Annotated in this window: 21 protein-coding genes; 13 read left to right on the top strand and 8 right to left on the bottom strand. The window is 72.8% G+C overall.

Annotation, left to right across the window (positions count from 1 at the left end; translation table 11 throughout):
• Positions 1-38: 38 nt before the first annotated feature.
• The 5 genes from dxs to ABD086_RS13745 all read left to right on the top strand — a co-directional run bounded on the left by dxs (position 39) and on the right by ABD086_RS13745 (position 6,738).
• Positions 39-1,943 carry a 1-deoxy-D-xylulose-5-phosphate synthase gene (gene dxs, locus ABD086_RS13725; protein ID WP_343908123.1) on the top strand — a complete coding sequence of 635 codons (1,905 nt, stop codon included), beginning with the start codon at positions 39-41 and terminating at the stop codon, positions 1,941-1,943.
• A complete protein-coding gene (locus tag ABD086_RS13730) occupies positions 1,924-3,111 on the top strand; it encodes a hypothetical protein (protein WP_343908124.1) in 1,188 nt (395 codons plus the stop codon). The genes dxs and ABD086_RS13730 overlap by 20 nt, the downstream gene beginning before the upstream one ends.
• 48 nt (positions 3,112-3,159) lie before the next feature.
• Positions 3,160-4,662, top strand: coding sequence for an amino acid permease (locus ABD086_RS13735; protein ID WP_343908125.1), 1,503 nt, complete (start codon positions 3,160-3,162; stop codon positions 4,660-4,662).
• Between the two features lie 163 nt (positions 4,663-4,825).
• Positions 4,826-5,395, top strand: coding sequence for a GNAT family N-acetyltransferase (locus ABD086_RS13740; protein WP_343908126.1), 570 nt, complete (start codon positions 4,826-4,828; stop codon positions 5,393-5,395).
• A 185-nt stretch (positions 5,396-5,580) separates the two neighbouring features.
• Positions 5,581-6,738: an HNH endonuclease signature motif containing protein gene (locus tag ABD086_RS13745; RefSeq protein WP_343908127.1), complete on the top strand. Its 1,158-nt coding sequence runs from the start codon at positions 5,581-5,583 to the stop codon at positions 6,736-6,738.
• 15 nt (positions 6,739-6,753) lie between these two features.
• Here the strand turns inward: ABD086_RS13745 and ABD086_RS13750 are convergent, their stop codons facing one another.
• Positions 6,754-7,686, bottom strand: coding sequence for a helix-turn-helix transcriptional regulator (locus ABD086_RS13750; protein WP_343908128.1), 933 nt, complete (start codon positions 7,684-7,686; stop codon positions 6,754-6,756).
• A 372-nt stretch (positions 7,687-8,058) separates the two neighbouring features.
• On the opposite strand from ABD086_RS13750, the gene ABD086_RS13755 reads away from it, so the two are divergent.
• Positions 8,059-8,931, top strand: a complete 873-nt coding sequence (locus ABD086_RS13755; protein WP_343908129.1) for an MEDS domain-containing protein — start codon at positions 8,059-8,061, stop codon at positions 8,929-8,931.
• A 25-nt stretch (positions 8,932-8,956) separates the two neighbouring features.
• Here ABD086_RS13755 and ABD086_RS13760 read toward each other — a convergent pair whose 3' ends face one another.
• The gene (locus tag ABD086_RS13760) at positions 8,957-9,151 is read right to left on the bottom strand and encodes a hypothetical protein (RefSeq protein WP_343908130.1); all 195 of its coding nucleotides are present in this window, start codon (positions 9,149-9,151) and stop codon (positions 8,957-8,959) included.
• Positions 9,152-9,271: 120 nt separating this feature from the next.
• Here ABD086_RS13760 and ABD086_RS13765 point away from each other — a divergent pair, with 120 nt between their 5' ends.
• Positions 9,272-10,843 (top strand): non-homologous end-joining DNA ligase LigD, encoded by a 1,572-nt coding sequence (locus ABD086_RS13765; protein WP_343908131.1) that lies wholly within the window; start codon positions 9,272-9,274, stop codon positions 10,841-10,843.
• On the opposite strand, the gene ABD086_RS13770 is transcribed toward ABD086_RS13765, so the two are convergent.
• Both ABD086_RS13770 and ABD086_RS13775 read right to left on the bottom strand, forming a co-directional pair.
• The gene (locus ABD086_RS13770) at positions 10,836-12,956 is read right to left on the bottom strand and encodes a SpoIIE family protein phosphatase (protein WP_343908132.1); all 2,121 of its coding nucleotides are present in this window, start codon (positions 12,954-12,956) and stop codon (positions 10,836-10,838) included. The two genes, ABD086_RS13765 and ABD086_RS13770, sit on opposite strands and share 8 nt — an antisense overlap.
• A gap of 39 nt (positions 12,957-12,995) precedes the next feature.
• Entirely contained in the window at positions 12,996-13,694 is a 699-nt protein-coding gene (locus ABD086_RS13775) for a L,D-transpeptidase family protein (protein WP_343908133.1), read from the bottom strand.
• A 72-nt stretch (positions 13,695-13,766) separates the two neighbouring features.
• Here ABD086_RS13775 and ABD086_RS13780 point away from each other — a divergent pair, with 72 nt between their 5' ends.
• A complete protein-coding gene (locus ABD086_RS13780) occupies positions 13,767-15,218 on the top strand; it encodes an ATP-binding protein (protein ID WP_343908134.1) in 1,452 nt (483 codons plus the stop codon).
• A 13-nt stretch (positions 15,219-15,231) separates the two neighbouring features.
• Here ABD086_RS13780 and ABD086_RS13785 read toward each other — a convergent pair whose 3' ends face one another.
• The gene (locus ABD086_RS13785) at positions 15,232-17,289 is read right to left on the bottom strand and encodes a 3-hydroxyacyl-CoA dehydrogenase NAD-binding domain-containing protein (RefSeq protein ID WP_343908135.1); all 2,058 of its coding nucleotides are present in this window, start codon (positions 17,287-17,289) and stop codon (positions 15,232-15,234) included.
• Positions 17,289-18,485 carry a thiolase family protein gene (locus ABD086_RS13790; RefSeq protein ID WP_343908136.1) on the bottom strand — a complete coding sequence of 399 codons (1,197 nt, stop codon included), beginning with the start codon at positions 18,483-18,485 and terminating at the stop codon, positions 17,289-17,291. The genes ABD086_RS13785 and ABD086_RS13790 overlap by 1 nt, the downstream gene beginning before the upstream one ends.
• A 120-nt stretch (positions 18,486-18,605) precedes the next feature.
• On the opposite strand from ABD086_RS13790, the gene ABD086_RS13795 reads away from it, so the two are divergent.
• From ABD086_RS13795 to ABD086_RS13810, 4 genes are all read left to right on the top strand, one after another.
• Positions 18,606-19,535, top strand: coding sequence for a proteasome assembly chaperone family protein (locus ABD086_RS13795; protein ID WP_343908137.1), 930 nt, complete (start codon positions 18,606-18,608; stop codon positions 19,533-19,535).
• A complete protein-coding gene (locus ABD086_RS13800) occupies positions 19,535-20,365 on the top strand; it encodes an acyl-CoA thioesterase (protein ID WP_343908138.1) in 831 nt (276 codons plus the stop codon). The genes ABD086_RS13795 and ABD086_RS13800 overlap by 1 nt, the downstream gene beginning before the upstream one ends.
• Positions 20,362-21,237, top strand: a complete 876-nt coding sequence (locus ABD086_RS13805; protein WP_343908139.1) for an acyl-CoA thioesterase — start codon at positions 20,362-20,364, stop codon at positions 21,235-21,237. Before ABD086_RS13800 ends, ABD086_RS13805 begins: the two co-directional genes overlap by 4 nt.
• 63 nt (positions 21,238-21,300) lie before the next feature.
• Positions 21,301-22,056, top strand: coding sequence for a GNAT family N-acetyltransferase (locus ABD086_RS13810; protein ID WP_343908140.1), 756 nt, complete (start codon positions 21,301-21,303; stop codon positions 22,054-22,056).
• A gap of 10 nt (positions 22,057-22,066) precedes the next feature.
• Here ABD086_RS13810 and ABD086_RS13815 read toward each other — a convergent pair whose 3' ends face one another.
• The gene (locus tag ABD086_RS13815; RefSeq protein ID WP_343908141.1) at positions 22,067-22,351 is read right to left on the bottom strand and encodes a hypothetical protein; all 285 of its coding nucleotides are present in this window, start codon (positions 22,349-22,351) and stop codon (positions 22,067-22,069) included.
• Positions 22,352-22,474: 123 nt separating this feature from the next.
• On the opposite strand from ABD086_RS13815, the gene ABD086_RS13820 reads away from it, so the two are divergent.
• Positions 22,475-23,137, top strand: coding sequence for a hypothetical protein (locus ABD086_RS13820; RefSeq protein ID WP_343908142.1), 663 nt, complete (start codon positions 22,475-22,477; stop codon positions 23,135-23,137).
• On the opposite strand, the gene ABD086_RS13825 is transcribed toward ABD086_RS13820, so the two are convergent.
• A complete protein-coding gene (locus ABD086_RS13825; RefSeq protein ID WP_343908143.1) occupies positions 23,126-23,512 on the bottom strand; it encodes a DUF4186 domain-containing protein in 387 nt (128 codons plus the stop codon). The two genes, ABD086_RS13820 and ABD086_RS13825, sit on opposite strands and share 12 nt — an antisense overlap.

Consider the following 23,512-nt stretch of genomic DNA (forward strand, 5'->3'; position numbering starts at 1 on the left):
CTCGGCGTCCGGACCACCCACCCGTAGACTCGACGGCTATGGGCCTCCTCGACTCGATCACGTCGCCACGCGACCTGCGCGACCTCGATGACGCGCAGCTGGACGGGCTCGCGACCGAGATCCGGGACTTCCTGATCACCACCTGCGCGCGCACCGGAGGGCACATCGGGCCCAACCTCGGCGTGGTCGAGCTGACCATGGCCATCCACCGGGTCTTCGACTCGCCGCACGACCGGATCGTGTTCGACACCGGCCACCAGGCGTACGTCCACAAGCTGCTGACCGGCCGCAAGGCGGGCTTCGAGAAGCTGCGCCAGGAGGGCGGCGTCAGCGGTTACCCGAGCCAGGCGGAGTCCGAGCACGACATCGTCGAGAACTCCCACGCCTCCACTGCGCTCAGCTACGCCGACGGCCTGGCCAAGGCGTACACGATCCGCGGCGAGGACCGGCACGTGGTCGCGGTCATCGGCGACGGCGCGCTCACCGGCGGCATGGCCTGGGAGGCGCTCAACAACATCGCGGTGGCCGAGCGCAGCAAGCTGGTCATCGTCGTCAACGACAACGGCCGCTCGTACACGCCCACGATCGGCGGTCTCGCCACCGCGCTGACCCGGCTGCGCACGAACCCGCGCTACGAGCACGTCCTCGACATGGTCAAGCGCCGGCTGAACGCCGTGCCGGGCGTCGGACCCGCGGCGTACGACGCCCTCCACGCGATGAAGAAGGGCGTCAAGGACGCGCTCGCCCCGCAGGGCCTCTTCGAGGACCTCGGGCTGAAGTACGTCGGTCCGGTCGACGGCCACGACCGCGCCGCCGTCGAGCAGATGCTCGCCCAGGCGAAGCGGTTCGACGGGCCGGTGATCGTGCACGCGATCACCCGCAAGGGCTACGGCTACGACCCGGCCGAGCGGCACGAGGCTGACCAGTTCCACGGGCCCGGCCCGTTCGACGTGCAGACCGGCGCCGAGAAGCCCAAGGGCCGCATCTGGACCGACCACTTCTCCGACACCATGGTCGAGATCGGCCAGCGCCGGCCCGACGTGGTCGCGATCACCGCCGCGATGATGCACCCGGTCGGGCTGGACAAGTTCCAGGCCCGGTTCCCCGAGCGCACCTTCGACGTCGGCATCGCCGAGCAGCACGCCGCCACCTCGGCCGCGGGCCTCGCGCTGGGCGGGCTGCACCCGGTGTTCGCGGTCTACGCGACGTTCCTCAACCGGGCGTTCGACCAGGTGCTCATGGACGTCGCCCTGCACCGGCTGGGCGTCACGTTCGTCCTCGACCGCTCCGGGGTCACCGGCGACGACGGCGCGAGCCACAACGGCATGTGGGACATGTCGATCCTGCAGGTCGTGCCCGGCCTGCGCCTGGCCGCGCCGCGCGACGCCACCCGCCTGCGCGAGCTGGTGAACGAGGCCGTCGAGGTCGACGACGCCCCGACGGTCGTGCGGTTCCCGAAGGGGCCGCCGCCGGACGACATCGAGGCGGTCGGCAAGGCCGGCGGCTGCGACGTGCTGGTGCGCAACGGCACCAAGGACGTGCTGGTCGTCGCCGTCGGGTCGATGGCCGAGGTCGGTGTCGGCGTCGGTGAACGGCTGGTCGCCCAGGGCATCGGCGTCACCGTGGTCGACCCGCGCTGGGTGAAGCCGGTCGACCCCGCCCTGATCGAGATGGCCCGCGAGCACCGGCTCGTGGTCAGCATCGAGGACAACGGCGAGACCGGCGGCTGCGGCGCGGTGCTGCTCCAGACCCTCAACGCCGCCGGTGTGCACACCCCGTTCCGCCTGCACGGGATCCCGCAGGAGTTCCTCGGCCACGCCAAGCGCGGCGCGATCCTCGAGCGGATCGGCCTGACCCCGCAGGCCCTCGCGCTCGGCATCGTGGAGGACATGACCTCGCTCGCGGACGGTCGTTCTCCCATCGATGTCGAGCAGACCACGTAGCCTCCTGGCACTCGCGGCCCTGCTGGCCGCGAGCCTCGTCGGCTGCGCCGACGACCCGCCGCACGACGCGGGGCCGCCGCCGCACGACGTCGTCAAGGCGATCACCCGCGCGCTCGACTCCCGCGCCCGCGTCGTACGCCGGGCCGACGCCGCGGCGTTCGGCCGGCTGGTGGCCGGCGGCCGGGACTTCCGCGCGCACGAGCGCACCTGGTTCGACAACGTCACCCAGCTCCCCGTCGCCACGCTCCGCTACCGGCTCGACCCCGGCAGCCTGGTCCGCGACGGCGACTCCTACACGGTCACCGCCGACGAGGTGCTCCAGCTCGACGGGTACGACGACGCGCCGGTCACCAGCCCCGTGGAGTTCGGGCTCCGCCCGGCGGCGCGGCACCCGGGGCGCTTCCTGGTCACCGCGGTGACGCCCGCCGAGCCCCAGCCGTGGGACCTCGGCCCGGTCCGGGTCGAGCAGGGCAACGGCGTGCTGGGCGTCTTCGACGCGGGCAGCCTGGACGACGCGCCCGCGCTCCTCGCGTCGGTCGAGAGCGCGATCGTCACGGTCTCCGCGCAGGTGCCGTACGACTGGAGCCGCTCGGTGGTCCTCTACGCGCTGTCCGACCCGGCCTTCCTCGACGGCCTGCGCGACGTGCCGGGGGACGACCCGGAGGCGCTCGACGCCGTGGCGTTCCCGGTGGGCGGGAGCACGCGGTTCGCGCTCAACCCGCGGATGCTCGACCACCCGGGGCGGGAGCTCGACCGGCTGGTGCGGCACGAGCTGACCCACGTCGCCGTCGGCACCCGCGACGACGACGTCCCGGTCTGGCTGTCCGAGGGCCTGGCCGAGTACGTCTCGGTCCGCCCGCTGCCGCCCCAGGACCGCCGCATCCCGGAGGCGGCGGTCGCCGCCGCCGAGGACGGCGCCGCGGACCTGCCCGACGACGCCTCGTTCAACGACCAGGACTCCGAGGCGCACTACGGGCTGGCCTGGTGGGCGGTCGAATACGTCGCGGACGCGTACGGCGAGGACGCCCCCTGGCTGATGCTCGACGCGATGGACCAGCCGGGCGCCGACCCGGACACCGTGCTGCGCGACCAGTTCGGCACCAGCACCCGCCAGCTCGCCGAGCACGCGGACCAGCTCATCCTCCAGCTCTACGAGCCCGCGGGCTGAGGCGCCCCCTGGGTTTCACCCCCGTACCCGGGGGAGAGGGTGGGGGGCATGAGCGTGTTCCGGACGAAGACGATCGAGCAGAGCCTGGCGGACACCGACGAGCCGGAGTACCAGCTCAAGCGCCGGCTCACCGCGATCGACCTGACGGTCTTCGGCATCGGCGTCGTGATCGGCGCCGGCATCTTCACCCTCACCGGGAAGGTGGCCGCCGAGTACGCCGGCCCGGGCGTGGTGTTCTCGTTCGTGCTGGCCGCGATCTGCTGCGCGCTGGCGGCGCTCTGCTACGCCGAGTTCGCGTCGACGGTGCCGGTCGCGGGCTCGGCGTACACGTTCTCCTACGCGACGCTCGGCGAGCTCATCGCGTGGATCATCGGCTGGGACCTGATCCTCGAGCTGATGCTGGGCGCGGCCGTGGTCGCGCAGGGCTGGAGCCAGTACTTCGTGACCTTCCTCGACGAGATCGGCATCACCTGGCCCGCGGGGATCGGCCCGAGCTCGTCGACCAGCTTCGAGTGGGACCACGTCAACGTGCCGGCCCTGCTGCTCGTCGTCGGGCTCACCACGCTCGTCGCGCTCGGCATCAAGGAGTCGCTGCGGGTCAATCTGGTGCTCGTCGCGGTGAAGCTGTTCATCGTGCTGTTCGTGATCGTCGCGGGCCTGTTCTACGTGTCCGGCGCGAACTACGACCCGTTCATCCCCCCGGCCGCCGACCCCGTCGACTCCAGCGGGCTGGCCCAGCCGCTGATCCAGTGGGCGTTCGGCCTGCAGCCGCAGACGTTCGGCATCCTCGGCGTCATCTCGGCCGCGTCGGTCGTGTTCTTCGCCTACATCGGCTTCGACGTGGTCGCCACGACCGCCGAGGAGGCCGAGAACCCGCAGCGCGACCTGCCCAAGGGGATCCTGGCGTCCCTGGCGATCTGCACGGTTCTCTACATGGCGGTCGCGCTGGTGATCACCGGCATGGTGCCCTACGACCAGATCGACCCGGACGCGGCGCTCGCGACCGCGTTCCGCGACGTCGGCCAGAGCGGCTTCGCCACGCTGATCGCGGCCGGCGCCGTGGCGGGCCTGACCACCGTGGTGATGACGCTGCTGATCGGCGCCATCCGGGTGCTGTTCGCGATGAGCCGCGACGGACTGCTCCCGCCCGGCTTCGGCCGGACCAACCCCCGCACCGGCACGCCGGTGCGGATCACGGTCACCATCGGCGCGCTGGTCGCCGTGGTGGCGGCGTACACGCCGATCGGCAAGCTTGAGGAGATGGTCAACATCGGCACGCTCACGGCGTTCGCGCTGGTGTCGATCGCGATCCCGGTCCTGCGCCGGACCCGCGCGGACCTGGACCGGCCGTTCCGGGTTCCGCTGAGCCCCGTCCTGCCGATCCTGTCCGCGCTGATCTGCCTCTACCTGATGGTGAACCTCTCGCTCGAGACCTGGCTGCGCTTCTTGGTCTGGATGGTGCTCGGGTTCCTCGTGTACTTCGTCTACGGCCGGTCGCACAGCCGGGTGGGGGCCGCCGCCCGTGCGGAGGCGGCCCGCACCACGGTGTAGCGCGTCAGGCCCGAGCACACTGTTCGTCGACATCTGCGACGACGGATCCGGGACAGACCCGAGGTCACGGCCGGTGTTGGGCTACGGTCCATCAGCGGAAGCGCCGAGGAGCTCGCGTGTGCGAGCGTGGTGCCGATGACGAGGGTCTCGGGAAGGAGAACCGATGAGCGAGCAGACGGTGAGCCCGCTCGCGTTCCCGGAGCCGCCGCTCAGTGACGGGGTGATCATGCTCCGGCCCTGGCGGCGCGAGGAGGACGGCGTCCGGTACGAGGCGTTCACCGACCCGGTGATCGTCGAGACCTCCTGGCCGTGGTCCGAGCCGCCGACGCCCGAGAAGATCGCGAGCGCGTTCGACCGGCACGAGCGCGACCGGCTCGCCGGCCACGAGCTCAACCTCGCGATCACCGACCCGGACGACGCCGTCCTGGGCTCGATGTGCCTCTACAACCTCGACCGTGACCACGCCACGGCGTCGATCGGGTACTGGCTGACCCGCGCGGCGCGCGGGCACGGCTACGCCACCCGGGCGCTCCGGCTGCTCGGCGGCTGGGCGATGGCCGAGCTCGGCCTGGCCCGCCTGCAGCTCACCTGCGACCCGCGCAACGAGGCGTCGCAGCGGGTCGCCGAACGCTGTGGCTTCGTGCGCGAGGGGCTGCTGCGCTCCCAGTACGCCTGGAAGGACGGCCGCCGGGACACGCTGGTCTTCAGCGTGCTGCCCGGCGAGCTGGTCTGAGGTCGCCCGGGGTCGGTCACCGTTGGTCGAGCCTGTCGAGACCCCGGACCACGGCCGCGCGCGGTCGCCTGTGGACGGAAAGTGGCCCCGAAACTTTACCTACCAAATGCCCAGAACCCAGTGAAACAAGGGTTCTGAGCCCCATCACTGTCGGTGGTCGATGCTTGGGTAGAGGTATGACAGCGATGGCGACCCCCCGACACCGGATCTCGGTGGCGGTCGCCCACGCCCACGCGGAACTCGACACCGTCACCGACGCCTCGGTGTGGTCCATGACCCCCGAGGAGACCCGCACCACCCTGGTCGAGATCACCCGCCTCAAAGCCCGGGCCGCCGAGCTCGAAGCCCGGGTCGCCGAGCACGCCGACGACCAGACCCTCGACACCTGGGCACACCAGACCAGGCAGCTCCGCCCGGCCGTGCTCCGCACCACCCGGCTCGGCCGGGCCCTGGTCACCCGGTCACAGGTGCGCGCAGCGCTGGCCGCCGGTGACCTGGTGGTGGAGCAGGCCCAGGTGATCGTCGACGCCCTCGACCAGCTGCCCGCCGACCTGGACCCCGGCCTGGTGGACAAGGCCGAACGGCACCTGGTCGCCGAAGCCCGCGATCATGACGCGAGGGTGCTGCGGCTGTTGGGCACGCGGCTGCTGGAGGTGGTTGCCCCGGACCTGGTCGACGCCTACGAGGCCGAGCAGCTCGCCCGCGAGGAGGCCGACGCCCTGGTCGCCGCGAAGTTCAAGATCCGCGACGACGGGCACGGCAAGTGCCACGGCACGTTCACGATCCCGTCCTTCCACGGCGCCGCGCTGACCAAGATGCTGCTGGCCTTCACCAACCCCAAGCACCGCACCGCGACCGAGGGCGCCGGGGCTGCGCGCCGGCCCGGACCCCAGGCCCTGGGCCGGGCCCTGTGCGAGCTCATCGAACGCATCGGCGACAAGGACCTGCCCAGCACCGGTGGCGTGGGTGCCACGGTCGTGGTCACGATCCCGCTGGCGGTCCTCGAAGAACGCCTGCAGCAGGCCTGCCTGCTCGACACCGGCGGCAAGATCTCTCCGGCCCTGGCCCGCCGACTGGCCTGCGAGGCCGGCCTGCTCCCCGTCGTCCTCGGCGGGAAGTCCCAGGTCCTCGACCTCGGCCGCAAACGCCGCTTCCACACCCGGGCACAGCGGATCGCGATCGCCCTCCGCGACCAGCGCTGCACCGAACCCGGCTGCGACTGGCCACCGGCCATGTGCCACACCCACCACGACCTCGAATGGGCCCACGGCGGACCCACCGACGTCGACCACGCCCGACTCCTCTGCCCCCGACACCACGCCCGCTACCACCGACGAACGTAAGCGGACCGCTCGAGATCAGGGATACCGCGACCTCGAGGTCGGAGGCACGTGCCAACCCTCGCGCTCGGCCCGGACGGCGGCGAGGGTCCGCGTCGGTACCTCCAGCTTGTGCAGGATGTGCTCCACGTGAGCGGCCACGGTCCGGAGGGCGACGCCCAGCTGCCGCGAGATCTGCTGGTTCGAGCAGCCGTCCACGAGAAGTCCGAGCACTTCGAGCTCGCGCGGCGACAGCCCCTGGCAGTCAGCCCCCGGCGTCACGACGAGAGTGCCGAGGACGAAGTCGGGCGCGTCCGTTGCTGCCAGGACCGTGATCCGAGCGTGACCGGTGGTGCCGGGGTCCCCGTCCTCGGGCCAGAGGAACGAGCGGAAGACCTGGCCGGCCACCAGCGACTGCCGGGCGAGGTCGACCACGGGAGATCCGGGCCCCAGGAGCGGATGCTCGTCTAGTCCCGGGAGGGCGTGGCTGGTGCCGTTGCGGAGCAGCACGACGCCTGAGACGGCACCTGCCACGAGGCGCGCGACGGCGCGCAGCGAGCGCAGGGGCGAGAGACCCAGGGCGATCAGTGGCGCGATCTCGCCGAGGTGGTCGCGCACCGCGGAGGACGGCGCCTCGCCGGTGGCGAAGAAGAAGCTGAGCATCCCCAGGTACGGTCCTCCGGGCTCGCAGAGGGGGACGCCCAGACCTTCCCGAAAGCCGGCCGGGAGCAGGCAGTCCGCCCAGGTCGGCAGCTCGTCGACCGGCACGGGGAGCTCGGTCACGGTGACCGGGGGCCGGTTCTGGTTGAGCTCGGCCAGCTGGATCTCCCGCGCGACCGACGGACGGTCGAGGTAGTCGAGGATCGACTGGTCCAGACCTGTGCTCCCTACCGTGGCGGAGACGGTGGAGCCGGGGTCGGACAGCGTGAGCCAGATGGCGTCGGCCGGCAGCCACCGACCGACGCTGGCCACGAGTGCTCTCGCTCGCTCCGGTAGCGGCATGGTGGAGGCCGCCACCTCGAGAATCTCTGCCACCGGTGGCGGATCGACCCGCATGGGGCTCCCTCCGGGAGCTGGCAGCGCGAGCCGGGCTCGCCGTCGTCGATCCCCGTGGCTAGAGACCGCGCCGAACGCTACCGGTAATCCGGGCGCGACGCCCGGCGCGCACCGGTCTCGGCGCGCCGGGGCGCGGCACATCGGCATTTCTGCCGATGGTGCTCGCGGGTGCGTTGCTCTTGCATGGGCCCAACGCCCCTCGACCGGGCGGCACTCCGTATCCGTCAGAGGGAGAAGCATGAGAACAGTGGCTGAGCCGGTCGACCCCCACGGCGACCGGTGGCTGCCATGAAGGGTCTGAGCCTGGGCATCCCCGGGGTCGGCGACGTCAGGCCGGGAACGCACTACTGCGCCCTCTACTCCGGCCCGGAGGAGCGAGACCGGCTGCTGTACGCCTTCCTCCAGGAAGGGCTGCGGCAGGGCGACAAGTGCCTGTGCCTCATCGACGACGTCGAGCCGGGGCTGGTCCGCGACCTCGCCGTGGGGCAGGCCGGCCCGGAGTACTCGCGCCGGTCGGCGCAGCTCGACGTCGAACGAGCATCGGACGCCTACCTGCCCTCGGGGGAGTTCCGGGTCGACGACATGATGAGGTTCCTGGCCGAGAGCGCGGACGCGGCGACGGACGACGGCTTCGACCTGCTGCGGGCCGCCGGGGAGATGTCGTGGGTGCTGACCGGGCCGCCCGGCTGGGACGACCTGTTCCGCTACGAGTCGGCCATCAACCACGTCGTCGAGGAGATGCCGGCGATCCTCGTCTGCCTCTACGACCTGCAGAAGTTCGGCGCCGACATGCTGGTCGAGGTCCTGTACACCCACCCGAAGGTCCTGGTGGACCGCACGGTGATCGAGAACCCCCACTACCTGCCCCCGACGGAGTACCCCGCCGCCGGCCTCGCGGCAACGGACCGGTATCCGATGGTCAGGGCGAGTGCGCCCGCTGAGGGGGGCGCGCACCAAGGGTGGGCGTCACTCACCGACGGCGAGCTCCGCGTCGTCACCCTGGTGGCCGAGGGGATGAGCAACCGCAGCATCGCCGACGAGCTCTACCTCTCCCGACACACCATCGACGCCCATCTCAAGCACATCTACCTCAAGCTCGACATCCACTCGCGTGTCGAGCTGACCGTCCTGGCCCTGCAGCAGCGCTCCTCGACCGGCTGACCGCACCACCGCGGGCTGCCCGGGGTCACTGCTTCGTCGCGGCCACCTGCAGGAGCGTGGTGCCCTCGCACGTCTCCGAGCTCTTGATCGCCCAGGTGCCGGCGTAGCCGTGCCCGGACCACGTGGCCTCGGCGTCGTCGTGCTCGGCCTCGCCCCGGACCGCACAGGCGGCCACGAGGGCAGCGCCCCCGGCGATGATCCGGCGTTGGAGAGAAGGCATGCGAGTTCCTTCGTGCGACGGGCGGCGTCGCCAACGCGCTCAGCGGTGCCACAGAACACTGGGACAACGATGCCGAGGGGGCGCGGTTACCGCCGGCCACCGCTCGGGCACCGTGGAGGCATGGCCGATGCGCTGGACGTCTACCGACGGAAGCGCGACTTCGCGCGCACGCCGGAGCCCGCGGGGGCGGTGGCCGGCGGCGACGGCGAGCGGCGGTTCGTCGTGCAGCGGCACCGGGCCAGCCGGCTGCACTACGACCTGCGGTTCGAGATGGACGGGGTGCTGGTCAGCTGGGCGGTGCCCAAGGGGCCGACGCTGGACCCGTCGGTGCGGCGGCTGGCGATGCACGTCGAGGACCACCCGGTCGAGTACCTGCACTTCGAGGGCGTGATCCCGTCGGGGGAGTACGGCGGGGGCGACGTGATCGTGTGGGACACGGGGACCTGGGAGCCGGTGCACACCGACGACCCGGGCGCCGCCGTACGCGACGGCGAGCTGCACGCCGAGGTGCACGGGCAGAAGCTGCGCGGCCGGCTGGTGCTGGTGCGCCGGGGCGAGGGCGAGGAGTGGATGCTGCTGCACAAGCACGACGAGCACGCCGTCGACGGGTGGGACCCGGAGGAGCACCCGCGCTCGGTGCTGAGCGGGCGGACCAACGACGAGGTGCTGGCCGACCCGGACCGGCTGTGGCGCTCGGACGCCCCGGCGGACCGGGCGAGCGTGTCGCTGCTGCCCGAGCCGCTGCCCGACGAGGCGATCGACGAGCTCGGTGCGCTCGGCAAGGAGGGCACATGGGAGGTGTTCGGCCGGACGCTCAAGGTCACCAACCTGGACAAGGTGCTGTTCCCGGCCCCTCCCGACGGGCAGGGCCCGCCCGTGACCAAGCGGGAGCTGCTGGCGTACACGGCGCGGATCGCGCCGTACGCGCTGCCCTACCTCGAGGGCCGGCCGCTGAACATGCACCGCTACCCGAACGGCGCCGACGCCCAGGGCTTCTGGCACAAGCAGCGGCCGGCGCACGCCCCCGAGTGGCTGCGCTGCTGGGAGAACCCGGACGCCGACGAGGGCGAGACCACGGCGTACGTCGTGCCCGACGAGCCCGCCGCGCTCGTCTGGGTCGCCAACTTCGGGGCCCTCGAGTGGCACCCGTGGACCTCGCGCGCGGAGTCGCCCCACGAGCCGACGTACGCGCTCGCCGACCTCGACCCGGGGGAGCGGACCGGCTGGGACGACCTGCTGACGCTGGCCCGGCTGCACCGCACGGCCCTGGAGCACCTCGGGGTCACCGGCCGGCCGAAGGTGACCGGGCGGCGCGGCATCCAGATCTGGATCCCGGTGGTGCCCGGCTACATCTTCGACGACACCCGGGCGTGGGTGGAGAAGCTGTCGCGCACCGTCGGCAAGGTCGTGCCCGAGCTGGTGAGCTGGAAGTGGGAGGTCAAGCAGCGCAAGGGCCTGGCCCGCCTCGACTACACCCAGAACGCGATCAACAAGACGCTGGTGGCGCCGTACTCGCCGCGACCCTCGGCCGGGGCGCCGGTGTCGGTGCCGATCGAGTGGGACGAGCTCGACGACCCGGACCTGCGGCCGGACCGCTGGACGATCCGCACCGTGCTGGACCGGCTGGCCGAGCACGGCGACCCGTTCCGCGTGCTCCTCGGGTCGGCCCAGGAGCTGCCGGAGATCACCTAGCCGGGACCGGTGGAGCCGGGCGCCGTACGGCGAGCGCGGCGACGTCGTCGTCGCGGGTGGGGTCCCGCACGCCGTCGACGACCGCGACCAGCCAGGCGTCGAGGTCGGCGCGGTCCAGGCGCCGGGCCGCGCGGACCAGGCGCTCCATGCCCTCCTCGGTGTCCTCGCCGCGGCGCTCGACGAGCCCGTCGGTGAACAGCAGCGCGGTGTCGCCGGCGGCGAACGGCACCGTGACGACGTTCCGGGCGCCACCGCCGGCCCCCAGCAGCATGGTCTGGGTGTGCTCGACCACCTCGACGGTGCCGTCCGTGCGCACCAGCAGCGGCGGGGGATGGCCGGCGCTGATCAGCTGCATCGTGCCGGCGGCGGGATCGGCGACGGCGTACGCGATCGTGACCAGGTGCTCGAGGTCGAGCCGGTCGAAGACGACGTCCAGGCCGGTCATCACCGCCGCGGGCGCCGGGTCGAGGGCGACCAGCGTCCGGATCGCGGAGCGCATCTGCGCCATCACCGAGGCGGCCTGGACGCCGCGCCCCATCACGTCGCCGACGAACGCCGCGATGCGGCCGCCGCCGAGGGCGATGACGTCGTAGAAGTCGCCGCCGGCGTCGGTGCGCCCGGACGGCTGGTAGACGACCGCGGTCTCCCAGTCCGGCAGCGCCGGGAGCCGCTCGGGCAGCACGGCGTGCTGGAGCCGCAGCGCGACGTCGCGCAGCTCGGAGTGCAGCTGGGCGTTGTCGATCGCGATCGCCGCCCGGCGCGCCAGGTCCTCGCCGAACGCGAGGTCGTCGGCGTCGAAGCGCCGGCTGTCCTCGCCCGCGACCCAGGTGATCACGCCCAGCACCCGGTCGCCGGCGGTCAGCGGGCAGGACATCATGCTGCGCGGCGCCACGGCGCGCAGCAGCCGGAGGTGCTCCTCGTCCCGCGCCCGGCCCTCGAGCATCTCGTCGGTGATCTCCGGCACCAGCACCGAGCGGCCCGTGTGCAGCACCTGCGCCGGGCTGGCGTACGCGTCGGGCGGCTGGGGGTAGTCGGTCTGCAGCCGCTCCACCAGGCCCGCGTGCCCGGTGTCGGCGTGCGCGAAGGCGATCGGCCGCAGCCGGCCGTCGTCGGCGATGAGGATCACGCACCAGTCCGCGAACCACGGCACGGCCGCCGCGGCGACGGCACTGAGCGTGGCCTCGTAGTCGAGGTCGCCCGACAGGCGGACGGTCGCGTCGGCGAGGAAGGCCAGCTTGGACTCCCGGTCGTCCGCCGACGCCTGCGCCTGGATCCGGTCGATCGCGTGCGCGCACATCTCGGAGAGCAGCGTGAGGAAGACCAGCTCCGGCGCGTTGAACCGGCGGCGGCCCGGGAAGGACATGGAGATCGCGCCGAGCTCGCGGTCACCCACCACCAGCGGCAGGCAGACGATCGAGCGCTCGCCCTCGGCGGCCCGTTCGAGGTCGGGGTAGCGCGCCGCGATCGCCGCGCGCCCGTTCAGCACCAGCGCTCGGCGGTTGCGCAGGCAGTCGGCGGCGGGGGTGCGGCTCGACCGGGGGTACGACGCCCACCGGCTCGCGGCCCCCGTCGCGCCGCCCTTGATCGCGACCAGGGCCAGCGACTCGTCGTCGACGACCAGGGAGATCGAGCCGACCGTGGCACCCGCCGCATCGGTCATCTCGTCGGTGACGACCCGCGCCACGTCCTGGACGGTGCGCGCCGCCAGCAGGTTCGTGCTGACGTGGGAGAGCCGGTGGAGCCGGCGGGTCAGGATCCGGGCGTGCTCGGTGTCCTCGGCGAGGAGCAGGACGCCGGCGACCCGGCCGGCTCCGTCGTACGCCGGCGACCAGGACGTCACGAGCTCGCGGACGTGCTCTCCGCTGCAGAGCACCGGCAGCTCCCCGCTCCACGAGGCGCCGGCGAGCACCCGCGCGGTGACCTCGTCGACCGCGCCCCGGTTGGCGTCCTCGAAGAGCCGCTCGCGCAGCTGCGTCCCGACCAGGTCGTCGGGGCAGGAGCCGAAGAGCGCGGTGGCCGCGGCGTTCGCGTAGACGACGTGCCCGGTGTCGTCGGCGGCCAGGGCGGCGACCATGAGGTCCTCCAGGACCGCTGCCGATGGTTGCCACGCCATGCGCCGATGCTCCCATGCGGTGGCAGCGCGCGGGGCCGATCAGACGACGCGGACGGCTGTCCGCCGGGCGGTGAAGTCCCAGACCCGCCTCGACAGCTCGCCGCTGAGCCGGATGCAGCCGTGCGAGGAGGCCATGTCGGTGCCGAGGATCCAGTCGGCGTGGATCTGCTTCCCGGTGGACTTGGCGCGCGGGATGCGGTGGAACCCGATGCCGCACGGTGCGAACCGGACGAAGTTGTCGAGCCACACGCTCCCGCTGGTCGACTGGTTGAGCTTGATCCGCGCGGTCCGGCCGCAGTACGACCCCACGCGGTAGGAGCCGCGGTGCAGCACCGAGGGGTTGTCGACCATCGGGCCCTGCGCGGCGACGCCGCCCTTCGGGCCGACCAGCCAGACCCAGTTCTGCTGCTGCGAGATCACGATCCGGCGGCCCTTCCCCGAGTGGCCCGGCACCGGGCGCTGGTCGCAGCGCGGGGCGTCGTCGGCGTCCAGGCGCTTCCGGGTGCGGGCGTCCAGGTGGCCGGTCTGCCGCATCCCCTCGCGGGACTGGAAGCGGATCACGGCCGAGCGGGTCCAGCGGCCGACCTTCCCGTCCGGCGGGCCGGCGTGGCAGCCGAGCGCGTTGAGGCGCTTCTGCGCCGCGACCGCCCAGTCTCCGCTCGCGCTCGCGGCGGACGGGGCGGCGACCAGGAGGAGGGCGACGAGGAGGGAGACGAGGAGCGAGACGGCACGGCGCACCACCCCATCGTGCCAACCTTCATCTACGGTGTGCACACCGCTGGCTCGGGCCGAGGGAGGTGGGAGGTGGGAGTGGCCGGGGAGAACGCCGACCTGTGGCGGCTGATGCTGCAGCACTCGCCCATCGGCATGGCGGTCGTGGCGCCCGACGGACACCTGCTGATGGTCAACCACGCGCTCAGCGAGATGATCGGCTACACCCCGGACGAGCTGACGCGGGTCGGGTTCCAGGAGCTCACCCACCCCGACGACCTCGACGCCGACATGGAGCTCTTCAACCAGACCCTCGCGGGTGAGATCGACTCCTACCGGATGCGCAAGCGGTACCTGCACGCCGACGGTCACGTGGTCTGGGGCGATCTGTCCGTGGCGCTGGTGCGGGACGCGGACGGCGAGCCGCTGCACTTCATCTCCCAGATCCTCGACGTCACCGAGCAGCGCCTCAACGAGGAGCGCCTGGAGGCCGCCAACGCCGAGATGGAGGCGATCTTCGAGACCGTGAACGTCGGGCTCCTGCTGATCGGGCCCGAGGGCACGTACGAGCGGATGAACAAGCGGCACGCCGAGACCATGCACCTGCCGTTCCCGCGCGGCCACGACGGCGCGGCCGGCCAGCTCGGGGAGGTCTACCTCCTCGACGGCCGGACGCAGATGCGGCGCGAGGACATGCCGTCCTACCGCGCCACCCAGGGCGAGGAGTTCGACGACTACACCTACTGGGTGGGCGCCGACCCGGCGACGCGCTCGGCGTTCTCGACCTCGGCGCGCCAGGTGCGCGGGCCGGACGGCGAGCGGCTCGGTGCGGTGCTCGCCTACCAGGAGATCACCGACCTGATCCGGGCGATCGAGGTCAAGGACGAGTTCGTCGCCTCCGTGTCGCACGAGCTCCGGACGCCGCTCACGTCGGTGCTCGGCCACCTCGAGCTGCTCTGCGAGAGCGACGACCTGCCGGCGGAGGCGGCGGCGCAGCTGCGCGTGGTCCAGCGCAACGCCCTCCGGCTCCAGGCGCTGCTCGCCGACCTCCTGCTCATCGGCCAGGTGGCCGACGGCACCCTGGAGCTGCACATGGGGCCGGCCGACGCGGCGGCGATCGCGCGGGAGGCCGTCGAGTTCGCGCGCGTCTCCGCGCAGCGGGCCGGGATCTCGCTCACCGCGGACCTGCCGGAGCGGCTGCCGCTGCGCGCCGACGCGCAGCGGCTGCGCCAGGTGGTCGACAACCTGGTCTCCAACGCGATCAAGTACAGCCGGAGCGGGGACGCCGCGACGGTGACGGCCCGGCAGGAGGGCGACCGGGTCGTGATCGAGGTCGCGGACACCGGCATCGGGATCGCTGCCGAGGAGCTCGACCACGTCTTCGGCCGGTTCTTCCGCGGGGGCGAGGCGATCCAGCGCCAGATCACCGGCACCGGGCTGGGCCTGAGCATCGTCGGCTCGATCGTCGCCGCCCACGACGGGACGGTCACGGTCGAGAGCGAGCAGGGGCGCGGTACGACGTTCCGCGCCACCCTGCCCGCTCGCCTCTGAGCCGGGCCGGCTCCTAGTGGAAGCTGCCGAGCCCCTCGCGCTCGAGCAGCATCGTCAGGCCGCCGTTCCAGAACGAGAACCCGGCGCCGGTGATCATCGCCAGGTCGAGGTCCTCGGCCGCGACGACGACGCCCTCGTCGAGCATCCGGCGGGCCTCGTCGGCCAGCCCGGTGAGCACCCGGGTGCGGACCTCGGCGGGCTCGAGGACGACCGGGTTCTCCGGCTTCTCCAGCAGCGCCTCGACCTCCGGGTCGAGCGCGCCGTCCGGGCCGTAGTACGACGCCTTCCGGGCCGCCACCACGCGCTCCAGCGCGGGGGAGACGTAGAAGCGGTCGGGGAAGGCGCCGTGCAGCGTCTCGTTGTTGTGCAGCGCGATCGCCGGCCCGACCAGGGACAGCAGCACGAACGGGGGCATCGGCGCGACGCCCGCGAAGGCGCCGTCCACGACCGGCACCGGGGTGCCCTCGTCGACGATCTTCCCGACCTCGCCCATGAACCGGCCGAGCAGCCGGTTCACGATGAACGACGGGCTGTCGTTGACCAGGATCGTGGTCTTCTTCAGCGCCTTGCCGGTCGCGAAGGCGGTCGCCAGCGTGGCGTCGTCGGTGCGCTCGCCCTTGACGATCTCCAGCAGCGGCATCACCGCGACCGGGTTGAAGAAGTGGAAGCCGACGACCCGCTCGGGGTGCTCGAGGTCGGCGGCCATCTCGGTGATCGACAGCGACGAGGTGTTGGTCGCGAGGATGCACTCGGGGGAGACGACCTTCTCGACGTCGGCGAACACCGACTTCTTGACCGACATCTCCTCGAACACGGCCTCGATGACGAAGTCGGCGTCCGCGAACACATCGCTCTTGTCGACGGCGCCGGTGACCAGCGCCTTGTGCCGGTTGGCCTTGTCGGCGTTGATCCGGCCCTTGGCGAGGAGCTTGTCGATCTCGGCGTGCACGTAGCCCACGCCCTTGTCGACCCGCTCCTGGTCGAGGTCGGTCAGCACGACCGGCACCTCGAGGCGACGGACGAACAGCAGTGCGAGCTGCGAGGCCATCAGGCCGGCGCCGACGATGCCGACCTTGGTGACCGGCCGGGCCAGGGACCGGTCCGGGGCGCCGGCGGGGCGCTTGGCGCGCTTCTGCACGAGGTCGAACGCGTACAGCGACGCGATCAGCTCGGGCGTCTTGGACATCGCCTCGAGCGCGTCGTCCTCGCGGGCGAACCCGGCGTCGCGGTCGCCGTCGCGTGCGGCGTCGATGAGCTCGACGGCCGTCAGCGCGGCCGGGCTGGCACCGCCGGTCTTGGCCTGCACCAGCGCGCGCGCCCGCTCGACGGCGGCGTCCCAGGCCTCGCCCCGGTCGACCGACGGCCGGTCGACGACGAGCTCGCCGCTGAGCACGGCGTCCGCCCAGAGCAGCGACTGCTCCAGGTAGTCCGCGCCGGAGAAGACCGCGTCGGCGAGGCCGAGCTCGTACGCCGCGGCGCCGTTCAGCGTCTTGCCGTTGTTGAGCGGGTTCTCGAGGATCACCGTGACGGCCTTGTCGGCGCCGAGCAGGTTCGGCACCAGGAACGCGCCGCCCCAGCCGGGGACCAGGCCGAGCATGACCTCGGGCAGACCGAGCGCGGGGGCGCTGTCCATCACCGTGCGGTAGGTGCAGTGCAGCGCGACCTCGAGGCCGCCGCCGAGCGCGAGGCCGTTGACGAAGCCGAACGACGGCTTGCCGCCGTGGCCGAGCTTGCGGAACACGTGGTGCCCGAGCTCGGCGACCACGCGGACCGCGTCCGGTCCGCCGCCGGCGACCGAGGTCAGGTCGGCGCCGGCCGCGAGGATGAACGGCTTGCCGGTGACGCCGATCGCGACGACCTCGTCGTCGGCCAGCGCGGCGTCGATCGCGTCGTTCAGGGCGAGCAGCGACCGCGGGCCGAACGTGTTCGGCTTGGTGTGGTCCTCGCCGTTGTCGAGCGTGATCAGGCCGAGCACGCCGGCGCGGGGGAGGCGGACCTTGCGCAGGTGCGCCTGGGTGACGCGCTCGGCGTCGGAGGAGATCTCCTGGGCGCGGGTCAGAAGGTCGGTCATCACGCTGCTCCGTTCCAGTTCGGGTTCTCCCAGACGACCGTGCCGCCCATGCCGATGCCGATGCACATGGTGGTCAGGCCGTAGCGCACCTCCGGGCGCTCCTCGAACGCCCTGGCGAGCTGGGTCATCAGCCGCACGCCGGACGACGCGAGCGGGTGGCCCATCGCGATCGCGCCGCCGTACGGGTTGACGCGCGGGTCGTCGTCGGCGATGCCGTAGTGCTCGAGGAAGGCGAGCACCTGCACCGCGAACGCCTCGTTGACCTCGAACGCGCCGATGTCGTCGATGGTCAGGCCGGCGCTCTTCAGCGCCTTCTCGGTCGCCGGGATCGGGCCGGCGCCCATCACCTCGGGCTCGACGCCGACGAAGCCGTAGGACACCAGCCGCATCTTGACCGGCAGGCCGAGCTCGCGGGCGGTCTCCTCGTCGGCGAGCAGCGCGGCGGTGGCGCCGTCGTTGATGCCCGCGGCGTTGCCGGCCGTGACCTTGCCGTGCGGGCGGAACGGGGTCTTCAGGGCCGCCAGCGACTCCAGGGTCGTCTCGGGGCGCATCGGCTCGTCGCTGACGGCCAGGCCCCAGCCCTCCTCGGCCGAGCGGGTCGCGACCGGCACCAGGTCGGGCTGGATCTTGCCGGCGTCGTACGCCGCGGCGGTCTTCTGCTGCGAGCGCACGGCGTAGGCGTCCACGCGCTCCTTGGTGATCGTCGGGTAGCGGTCGTGCAGGTTCTCGGCCGTCTTGCCCATCACCAGCGCGTCCGGGTCGACCAGCCGCTCGGACATGATCCGCGGGTTGGGGTCGACGCCCTCGCCCATCGGGTGCCGGCCCATGTGCTCGACGCCGCCGGCGATCGCGACGTCGTACGCGCCGAACGCGATGCCGGACGCCGTGGTCGTCACGGCGGTCATCGCGCCGGCGCACATCCGGTCGATGGCGTAGCCGGGCACGCTCTGCGGCAGCCCGGACAGCAGCGCGGCGGTGCGGCCGATGGTCAGCCCCTGGTCGCCGATCTGGGTCGTGGCCGCGACGGCCACCTCGTCGACGCGCTCCGGCGGCAGCGACGGGTTGCGCCGCAGCAGCTCGCGGATGCACTTGATGACGAGGTCGTCGGCACGGGTCTCGGCGTACTGGCCCTTGGCCTTGCCGAACGGCGTGCGCACGCCGTCGACGAAGACGACCTCTCGCAGCTGTCGGGACACGGTGGTCTCCTCCAGGAAGTAGATGGGGTTCGCTCGGGGATGCCGGTCAGGTTACCCCTCGGTAACTAGCGGGTCACCCACCGCCGGTGTGACGTCCCCCTCGCCGATACGCTGTCGCCCATGCCCGACCGCCTGGTCCACATCGTCGACGACGTCCCCGAGCTCGACGACACCTCCGAGCTGACGATGGTGCTGGTCCTGGACGGGTTCCTCGACGCGGGGAACGCCGCGGGCCGGGCCGCGCAGCACCTGGTCGACCTGTCCGACGGCCGGGTCGTCGCCACGTTCGACGTCGACGAGCTGCACGACTACCGCGCCCGCCGCCCGCCGATGTCCTTCGTGCGCGACCACTACGCGTCGTACGACGCGCCGCGGCTGGTCGTGCGGCTGCTCGCCGACGCCGGCGGCACGCCGTACCTGCTGCTGCAGGGCCCGGAGCCCGACACCCGGTGGGAGGCCTTCTGCGTCGCGGTCCGCGAGGTCGTCGAGCGGTTCGGGGTGACCCGCGTGGTCGGGATGGGGTCGGTACCGATGGCGGTGCCGCACACCCGGCCGATCGCGATCACCCACCACGCCAACAACCCGGGCCTGCTGACCGGCGAGAGCCCGTGGCGCGGCGAGCTGCGGATCCCGAGCAGCGCCCAGGCCCTGCTGGAGATCCGGCTGGGGGAGTGGGGCCACGACGCGATGGGGTTCGTCGCGCACGTGCCGCACTACCTCGCGCAGATGGACTACCCCCGCGCGTCGGCGGCGCTGCTCGAGCAGGTCGAGATCGCCGGGCGGCTCACCGTCGACCTGTCCGGGCTGCGCGCCGAGGCCGAGGACCGCGAGGCCGAGATCGCCCGCTACCTGGCCGCCAACGCGGAGGTGGCCGACGTGGTCGAGGCGCTGGAGCGCCAGTACGACGCGTTCGAGCGCGCCGAGGAGAGCGGCGCGGGGCTGCTCGCCGAGGAGCAGCGGCTCCCCACGGGCGAGGAGCTCGGCAAGGAGTTCGAGCGCTTCCTGGCCGGCCTCGACGGACCGGAGTCGTCCGACGGGGACGAGGACTGATGCCGCGAGACGCGGACGAGCTGCTGGACCTGCTCGACCTGGAGACGATCGACGACGACCTGTTCCGCGGCGCGCAGATGCCGACCACCCGGCCCGTCGTGTTCGGGGGCCAGGTGGCCGCGCAGGCGCTGGTGGCCGGGTCGCGGACCGTCGAGCCGGCGTACGCCGTGCACTCGCTGCACTCCTACTTCCTCCAGCCCGGCGACCCGTCGGTGCCGACGATCTACGACGTGGAGAACCTGCGCGACGGCCGGTCGTTCCTGACCCGCCGGGTGATCGCGCAGCAGCACGGCCGCCCGATCTACGCGCAGACGCTGAACTTCCACAAGTCCGAGGCGGGGTACGAGCACCAGGAGCCGATGCCCGACGTGCCGTCGCCCGACGACGCGCGGCCGGTGGGCCGGCGGGCCCGTGGCGAGGAGCACGCCGACCAGTGGGACGTCGCCGAGATCCGCCGGGTCGACGCCCTGGAGGACGACCCGGCGCGACCGGCGCGGCAGCGGGTCTGGATGCGGGTGTCCTCGCCGCTGCCGGACGACCCGTTCTGGCACACCGCGGCGTTCACCTACCTCTCGGACATGACGCTGACCGGCGCTGCGCTGTCGGCGCACGGCCTGAGCTTCGCGTCCGGCGAGGTGTTCGTGGCGTCGCTGGACCACACGATCTGGTTCCACCGGCCCTTCCGCGCCGACGACTGGTGGCTCTACGACCAGCACTCGCCGGCCGCCTCGAACGGGCGCGGCCTGGTGCTCGCCCGGGTCTTCGCGCGTGAGGGGACGCTCGTCGCCTCGGTCGCCCAGGAGGCCGTGATGCGGAAGGTGCGCGCGTGAACCCCACCGAGGAGCTCGTCGCCCTGCTCGACCTGGAGGAGCTCGACACCGACCTGTTCCGCGGCCGGCAGCCGGAGACCCAGCGGGCCCGGGTGTACGGCGGCCAGGTCGCGGCGCAGGCGCTGGTCGCCGCCGTCCGCACCGTGCCGGACGGGTACGTCGCGCACTCGCTGCACTCCTACTTCCTGCTCGGCGGCGACTACAGCGTCCCGATCGTGTACGACGTCGAGCGGCCCCGCGACGGGCGCTCGTTCGTCACCCGGCGGGTGGTCGCCCGGCAGCACGGCCGGCCGATCTACTACCAGACCGTGAACTTCCAGCGGCCCGAGGACGGCTGGGAGCACCAGGACGCGATGCCGCCGGTCGGCGCGCCCGAGGACGGCTTCGACCTGGTCGACGTCATGAAGCAGGGCGGCAACGCCGAGGCCGACGCGCTGGCCAAGGAGTGGGGCGCGCTCGACGTCCGCTGGCTCGGCAACACCCGCCACGGCCTCGAGCCGGACGGCGGGCACGTCTCGCAGGCGCGGATGTGGATCCGGCTGCGCGAGGGGCTCCCGGACGACCCGGCGGTGCACCTCGCGGCGTTCACCTACGCCAGCGACGTCAGCCTGCTCGGGTCGACGCTGGCCGCGCACGGCGGGAACCCGGCGAAGACCCAGATGGCCTCGCTGGACCACACGATCTGGTTCCACCGGCCGTTCCGCGCCGACGAGTGGTGGCTCTACGACCAGTGGTCCCCGTCCGCCCAGGGCGCCCGCGGCCTCGCGTTCGGCAAGGTCTACACCCGGGACGGCACCCTGGTCGCCACCGCCGCCCAGGAGGGCCTGATCCGGCCGCGCCACGACGACTACACCGGCCCCGGACAGGCCTGACGCCGAGCCGGGACTTCCGACGTTCGCCGTCCCGGTGGGCCGCCGCGGTGGTAGGACTGGCCCATGACGGGGGAAGTCGCGCGCTGGCGCTTGCAGATGGGGACGGGGATCGGTCCGTGGGCCGACCATCGCGGGATGGTGCACGCGGTCGACGAGTCCCGCTGGCTGTTGCTGAGCGGGCTGCCGAGCCCCGACGTGAACCTCGCGATGGTCTACGACGCCGACCCGGCCGTGCTGGCCGGAACGCTCGCGGAGATCGACGCGATGGCGACGCCGGCGCTGGTGCTGCTGGCCGGCGCCGGGGCCGAGCGGGTCGGCGACCTGGCCGATCCGTGGTTGCACGTGGGCGAGATGCCGATGATGACGATCGAGCTCGCGTCGGCGCCGCTCCGGGCCGACCCGAGGGTCCGGCCGGCCGGACCCGAGGACCGGGAGGCCGTCGCGAGCCTGCTGGCCGACGCCTACCACATGTCCCCGGACGTGGTGTGGGTCTGCGTCGACCCGCTGGACCGGACGAGCGAGACGATGGGCATCTGGGTGCTCGAGGACGACGGCGTCGCGGTCTCGACGGTCACCACGACGCTCACCGACGACGCGGTCTCGATCTGGTGCATGGCGACGCCGGAGCGGTACGGCCGACGCGGGTACGGCCGCGCCCTGCTCGGCGCGGTGCTGGAACACTTTCACCAGCAGGGCGTGCGCACCGGGCTGCTCGGTGCGACCCCGGCCGGCGAGCCGTTGTACGCCGCCTCCGGGTGGCAGCACGTCGAGCGCTGGCAGGTCTTCACGAACGCGGCGTCGGCGCAGTTCTCGGGCTGAGTCTCGGCTCTCACGGGCGCGGGTCGACGCGCCGCCACGGCTTGTCGTCCCGGCGCCGGCCGGTGGCCGCGGCGCACCGGTGGCAGACCCGGGTGACCCGGTCGGCGTCGCGGCCGGTCGCCGGCTGGGCGTCGGCCCACTCGACGTGCGAGAAGCGGTGCAGGCCGGCCTTCTTGATCGGGATGCCGCACAGCGTCTGGTTGGTGCCGGGCGTCCAGGCGTGCACCTCGCCTGCGGGTGCCCGGAAGCCGTCCGGGTCCCGCCAGGAGTCGGTGGCCGCCACTGCTGCTCGCACGGCGGACCGTTACCCCGGCGCCGCCGGTCGCATGCCGGTCCGGCGCGTGACGGGTCGTGTGCCCCACAACGCGCCATGGCGCGTTCTCAGGCACACGACCCGAAGGTGGAGCAGACTCGTTCCGTGCCCCGTTCGCGCGCCGCGCTCGCCCTGCTCGCCGGCGCGCTCGCCGTCGGACTCATCTGGTGGTCGCCGTCGTTCGGCGGTGACGCGCTGCGGGTCGAGTCGCGGCCGGACGCGGTCGCTGACGCCGATCGGTCCGCGGCGGTGGGAGCCGAGGCACGGACGCTGGCGGCGGCCGTGCTCGCCCACCTCGGCGATGTCGGCGTGGGCGTCGTCAAGGGGACCGTCGACGACCTCGGCACCATGACGAGCATCGACCTCGAGGACGCCGCCGGCACCAGGTATTTCGTCGGCGTGATCGAGTCGACGGTGGTCGAACCGCACTGCCAGGGGCGCGCGCTCGTCTGCCGGACCCTCGGCGACGGCACGCTCCTCACCCTGCGTGCGGGGCACGGTTCCCGCCAACCGGCGCTCACCGGCTGGGCGTACCGTCCGGACGGCAGCGAGCTCCTGCTGGAGGTGTTCACGGAGTCCGGTGCGCCGTCGGTCGCCACGGCGATCGCGATCCTGGAGGACGAGGAGGTCGGCTGGCGCCCTTCACGCGAGACGGTGGCCGCAGGCGAGTCGCTCGAGGTGGGCGCGATGGAGCTGACCATGGAGCTGGTCGCTGGCGGAGGATCGCCGCGCCAGCGCGACGGAGAGCTCCTCGACTCACCGCGCTGACGCGCCCGGGGGCGTCGCGAGCTCCCGGTCGATCCAGCGGCCGATCACCTCGACGACGTACGCCCGCTCGTCACGGTCGAGCTGACGCCCCTTCGGGATCGCGTGCCACGTCTCCAGGCAGGTGCGGCAGCAGGTCGCGGTCGCGTGCTGGGCGACGAAGACGGGATGGTTGCGGTACGGCGTCTGCCGGCCGTCGTTGCGCGGCTGCGCCGGGGCGAGCCGCTCCGCGATGATCTCGGCTGCGTGCCGTCGCATCGTCTGGGGCCCGCGCAGCTCGGCCGTCGCGCGATCGCGCCCGCGGAGGTGGAACCTGCGCCCGAACGGTCGCTGCGCGGCCAGCTCCATCCGCTGCTGGAGGTGCTCGGTGTCGGGCAT

Origin of the sequence: Nocardioides aquiterrae, assembly GCF_039526625.1 — a bacterium.
GTDB classification, from domain to species: domain Bacteria; phylum Actinomycetota; class Actinomycetes; order Propionibacteriales; family Nocardioidaceae; genus Nocardioides; species Nocardioides aquiterrae.

Bases quoted from the DNA above. Each gene is read 5' to 3' on its own strand.
- dxs (WP_343908123.1), top strand. From the start codon at position 39: ATGGGCCTCCTCGACTCGATCACGTCGCCACGCGACCTGCGCGACCTC.
- ABD086_RS13730 (WP_343908124.1), top strand. From the start codon at position 1,924: ATGTCGAGCAGACCACGTAGCCTCCTGGCACTCGCGGCCCTGCTGGCC.
- ABD086_RS13735 (WP_343908125.1), top strand. From the start codon at position 3,160: ATGAGCGTGTTCCGGACGAAGACGATCGAGCAGAGCCTGGCGGACACC.
- ABD086_RS13740 (WP_343908126.1), top strand. From the start codon at position 4,826: ATGAGCGAGCAGACGGTGAGCCCGCTCGCGTTCCCGGAGCCGCCGCTC.
- ABD086_RS13745 (WP_343908127.1), top strand. From the start codon at position 5,581: ATGGCGACCCCCCGACACCGGATCTCGGTGGCGGTCGCCCACGCCCAC.
- ABD086_RS13755 (WP_343908129.1), top strand. From the start codon at position 8,059: ATGAAGGGTCTGAGCCTGGGCATCCCCGGGGTCGGCGACGTCAGGCCG.
- ABD086_RS13760 (WP_343908130.1), bottom strand. From the start codon at position 9,151: ATGCCTTCTCTCCAACGCCGGATCATCGCCGGGGGCGCTGCCCTCGTG.
- ABD086_RS13765 (WP_343908131.1), top strand. From the start codon at position 9,272: ATGGCCGATGCGCTGGACGTCTACCGACGGAAGCGCGACTTCGCGCGC.
- ABD086_RS13770 (WP_343908132.1), bottom strand. From the start codon at position 12,956: ATGGCGTGGCAACCATCGGCAGCGGTCCTGGAGGACCTCATGGTCGCC.
- ABD086_RS13785 (WP_343908135.1), bottom strand. From the start codon at position 17,289: ATGACCGACCTTCTGACCCGCGCCCAGGAGATCTCCTCCGACGCCGAG.
- ABD086_RS13795 (WP_343908137.1), top strand. From the start codon at position 18,606: ATGCCCGACCGCCTGGTCCACATCGTCGACGACGTCCCCGAGCTCGAC.
- ABD086_RS13800 (WP_343908138.1), top strand. From the start codon at position 19,535: ATGCCGCGAGACGCGGACGAGCTGCTGGACCTGCTCGACCTGGAGACG.
- ABD086_RS13810 (WP_343908140.1), top strand. From the start codon at position 21,301: ATGACGGGGGAAGTCGCGCGCTGGCGCTTGCAGATGGGGACGGGGATC.
- ABD086_RS13825 (WP_343908143.1), bottom strand. From the start codon at position 23,512: ATGCCCGACACCGAGCACCTCCAGCAGCGGATGGAGCTGGCCGCGCAG.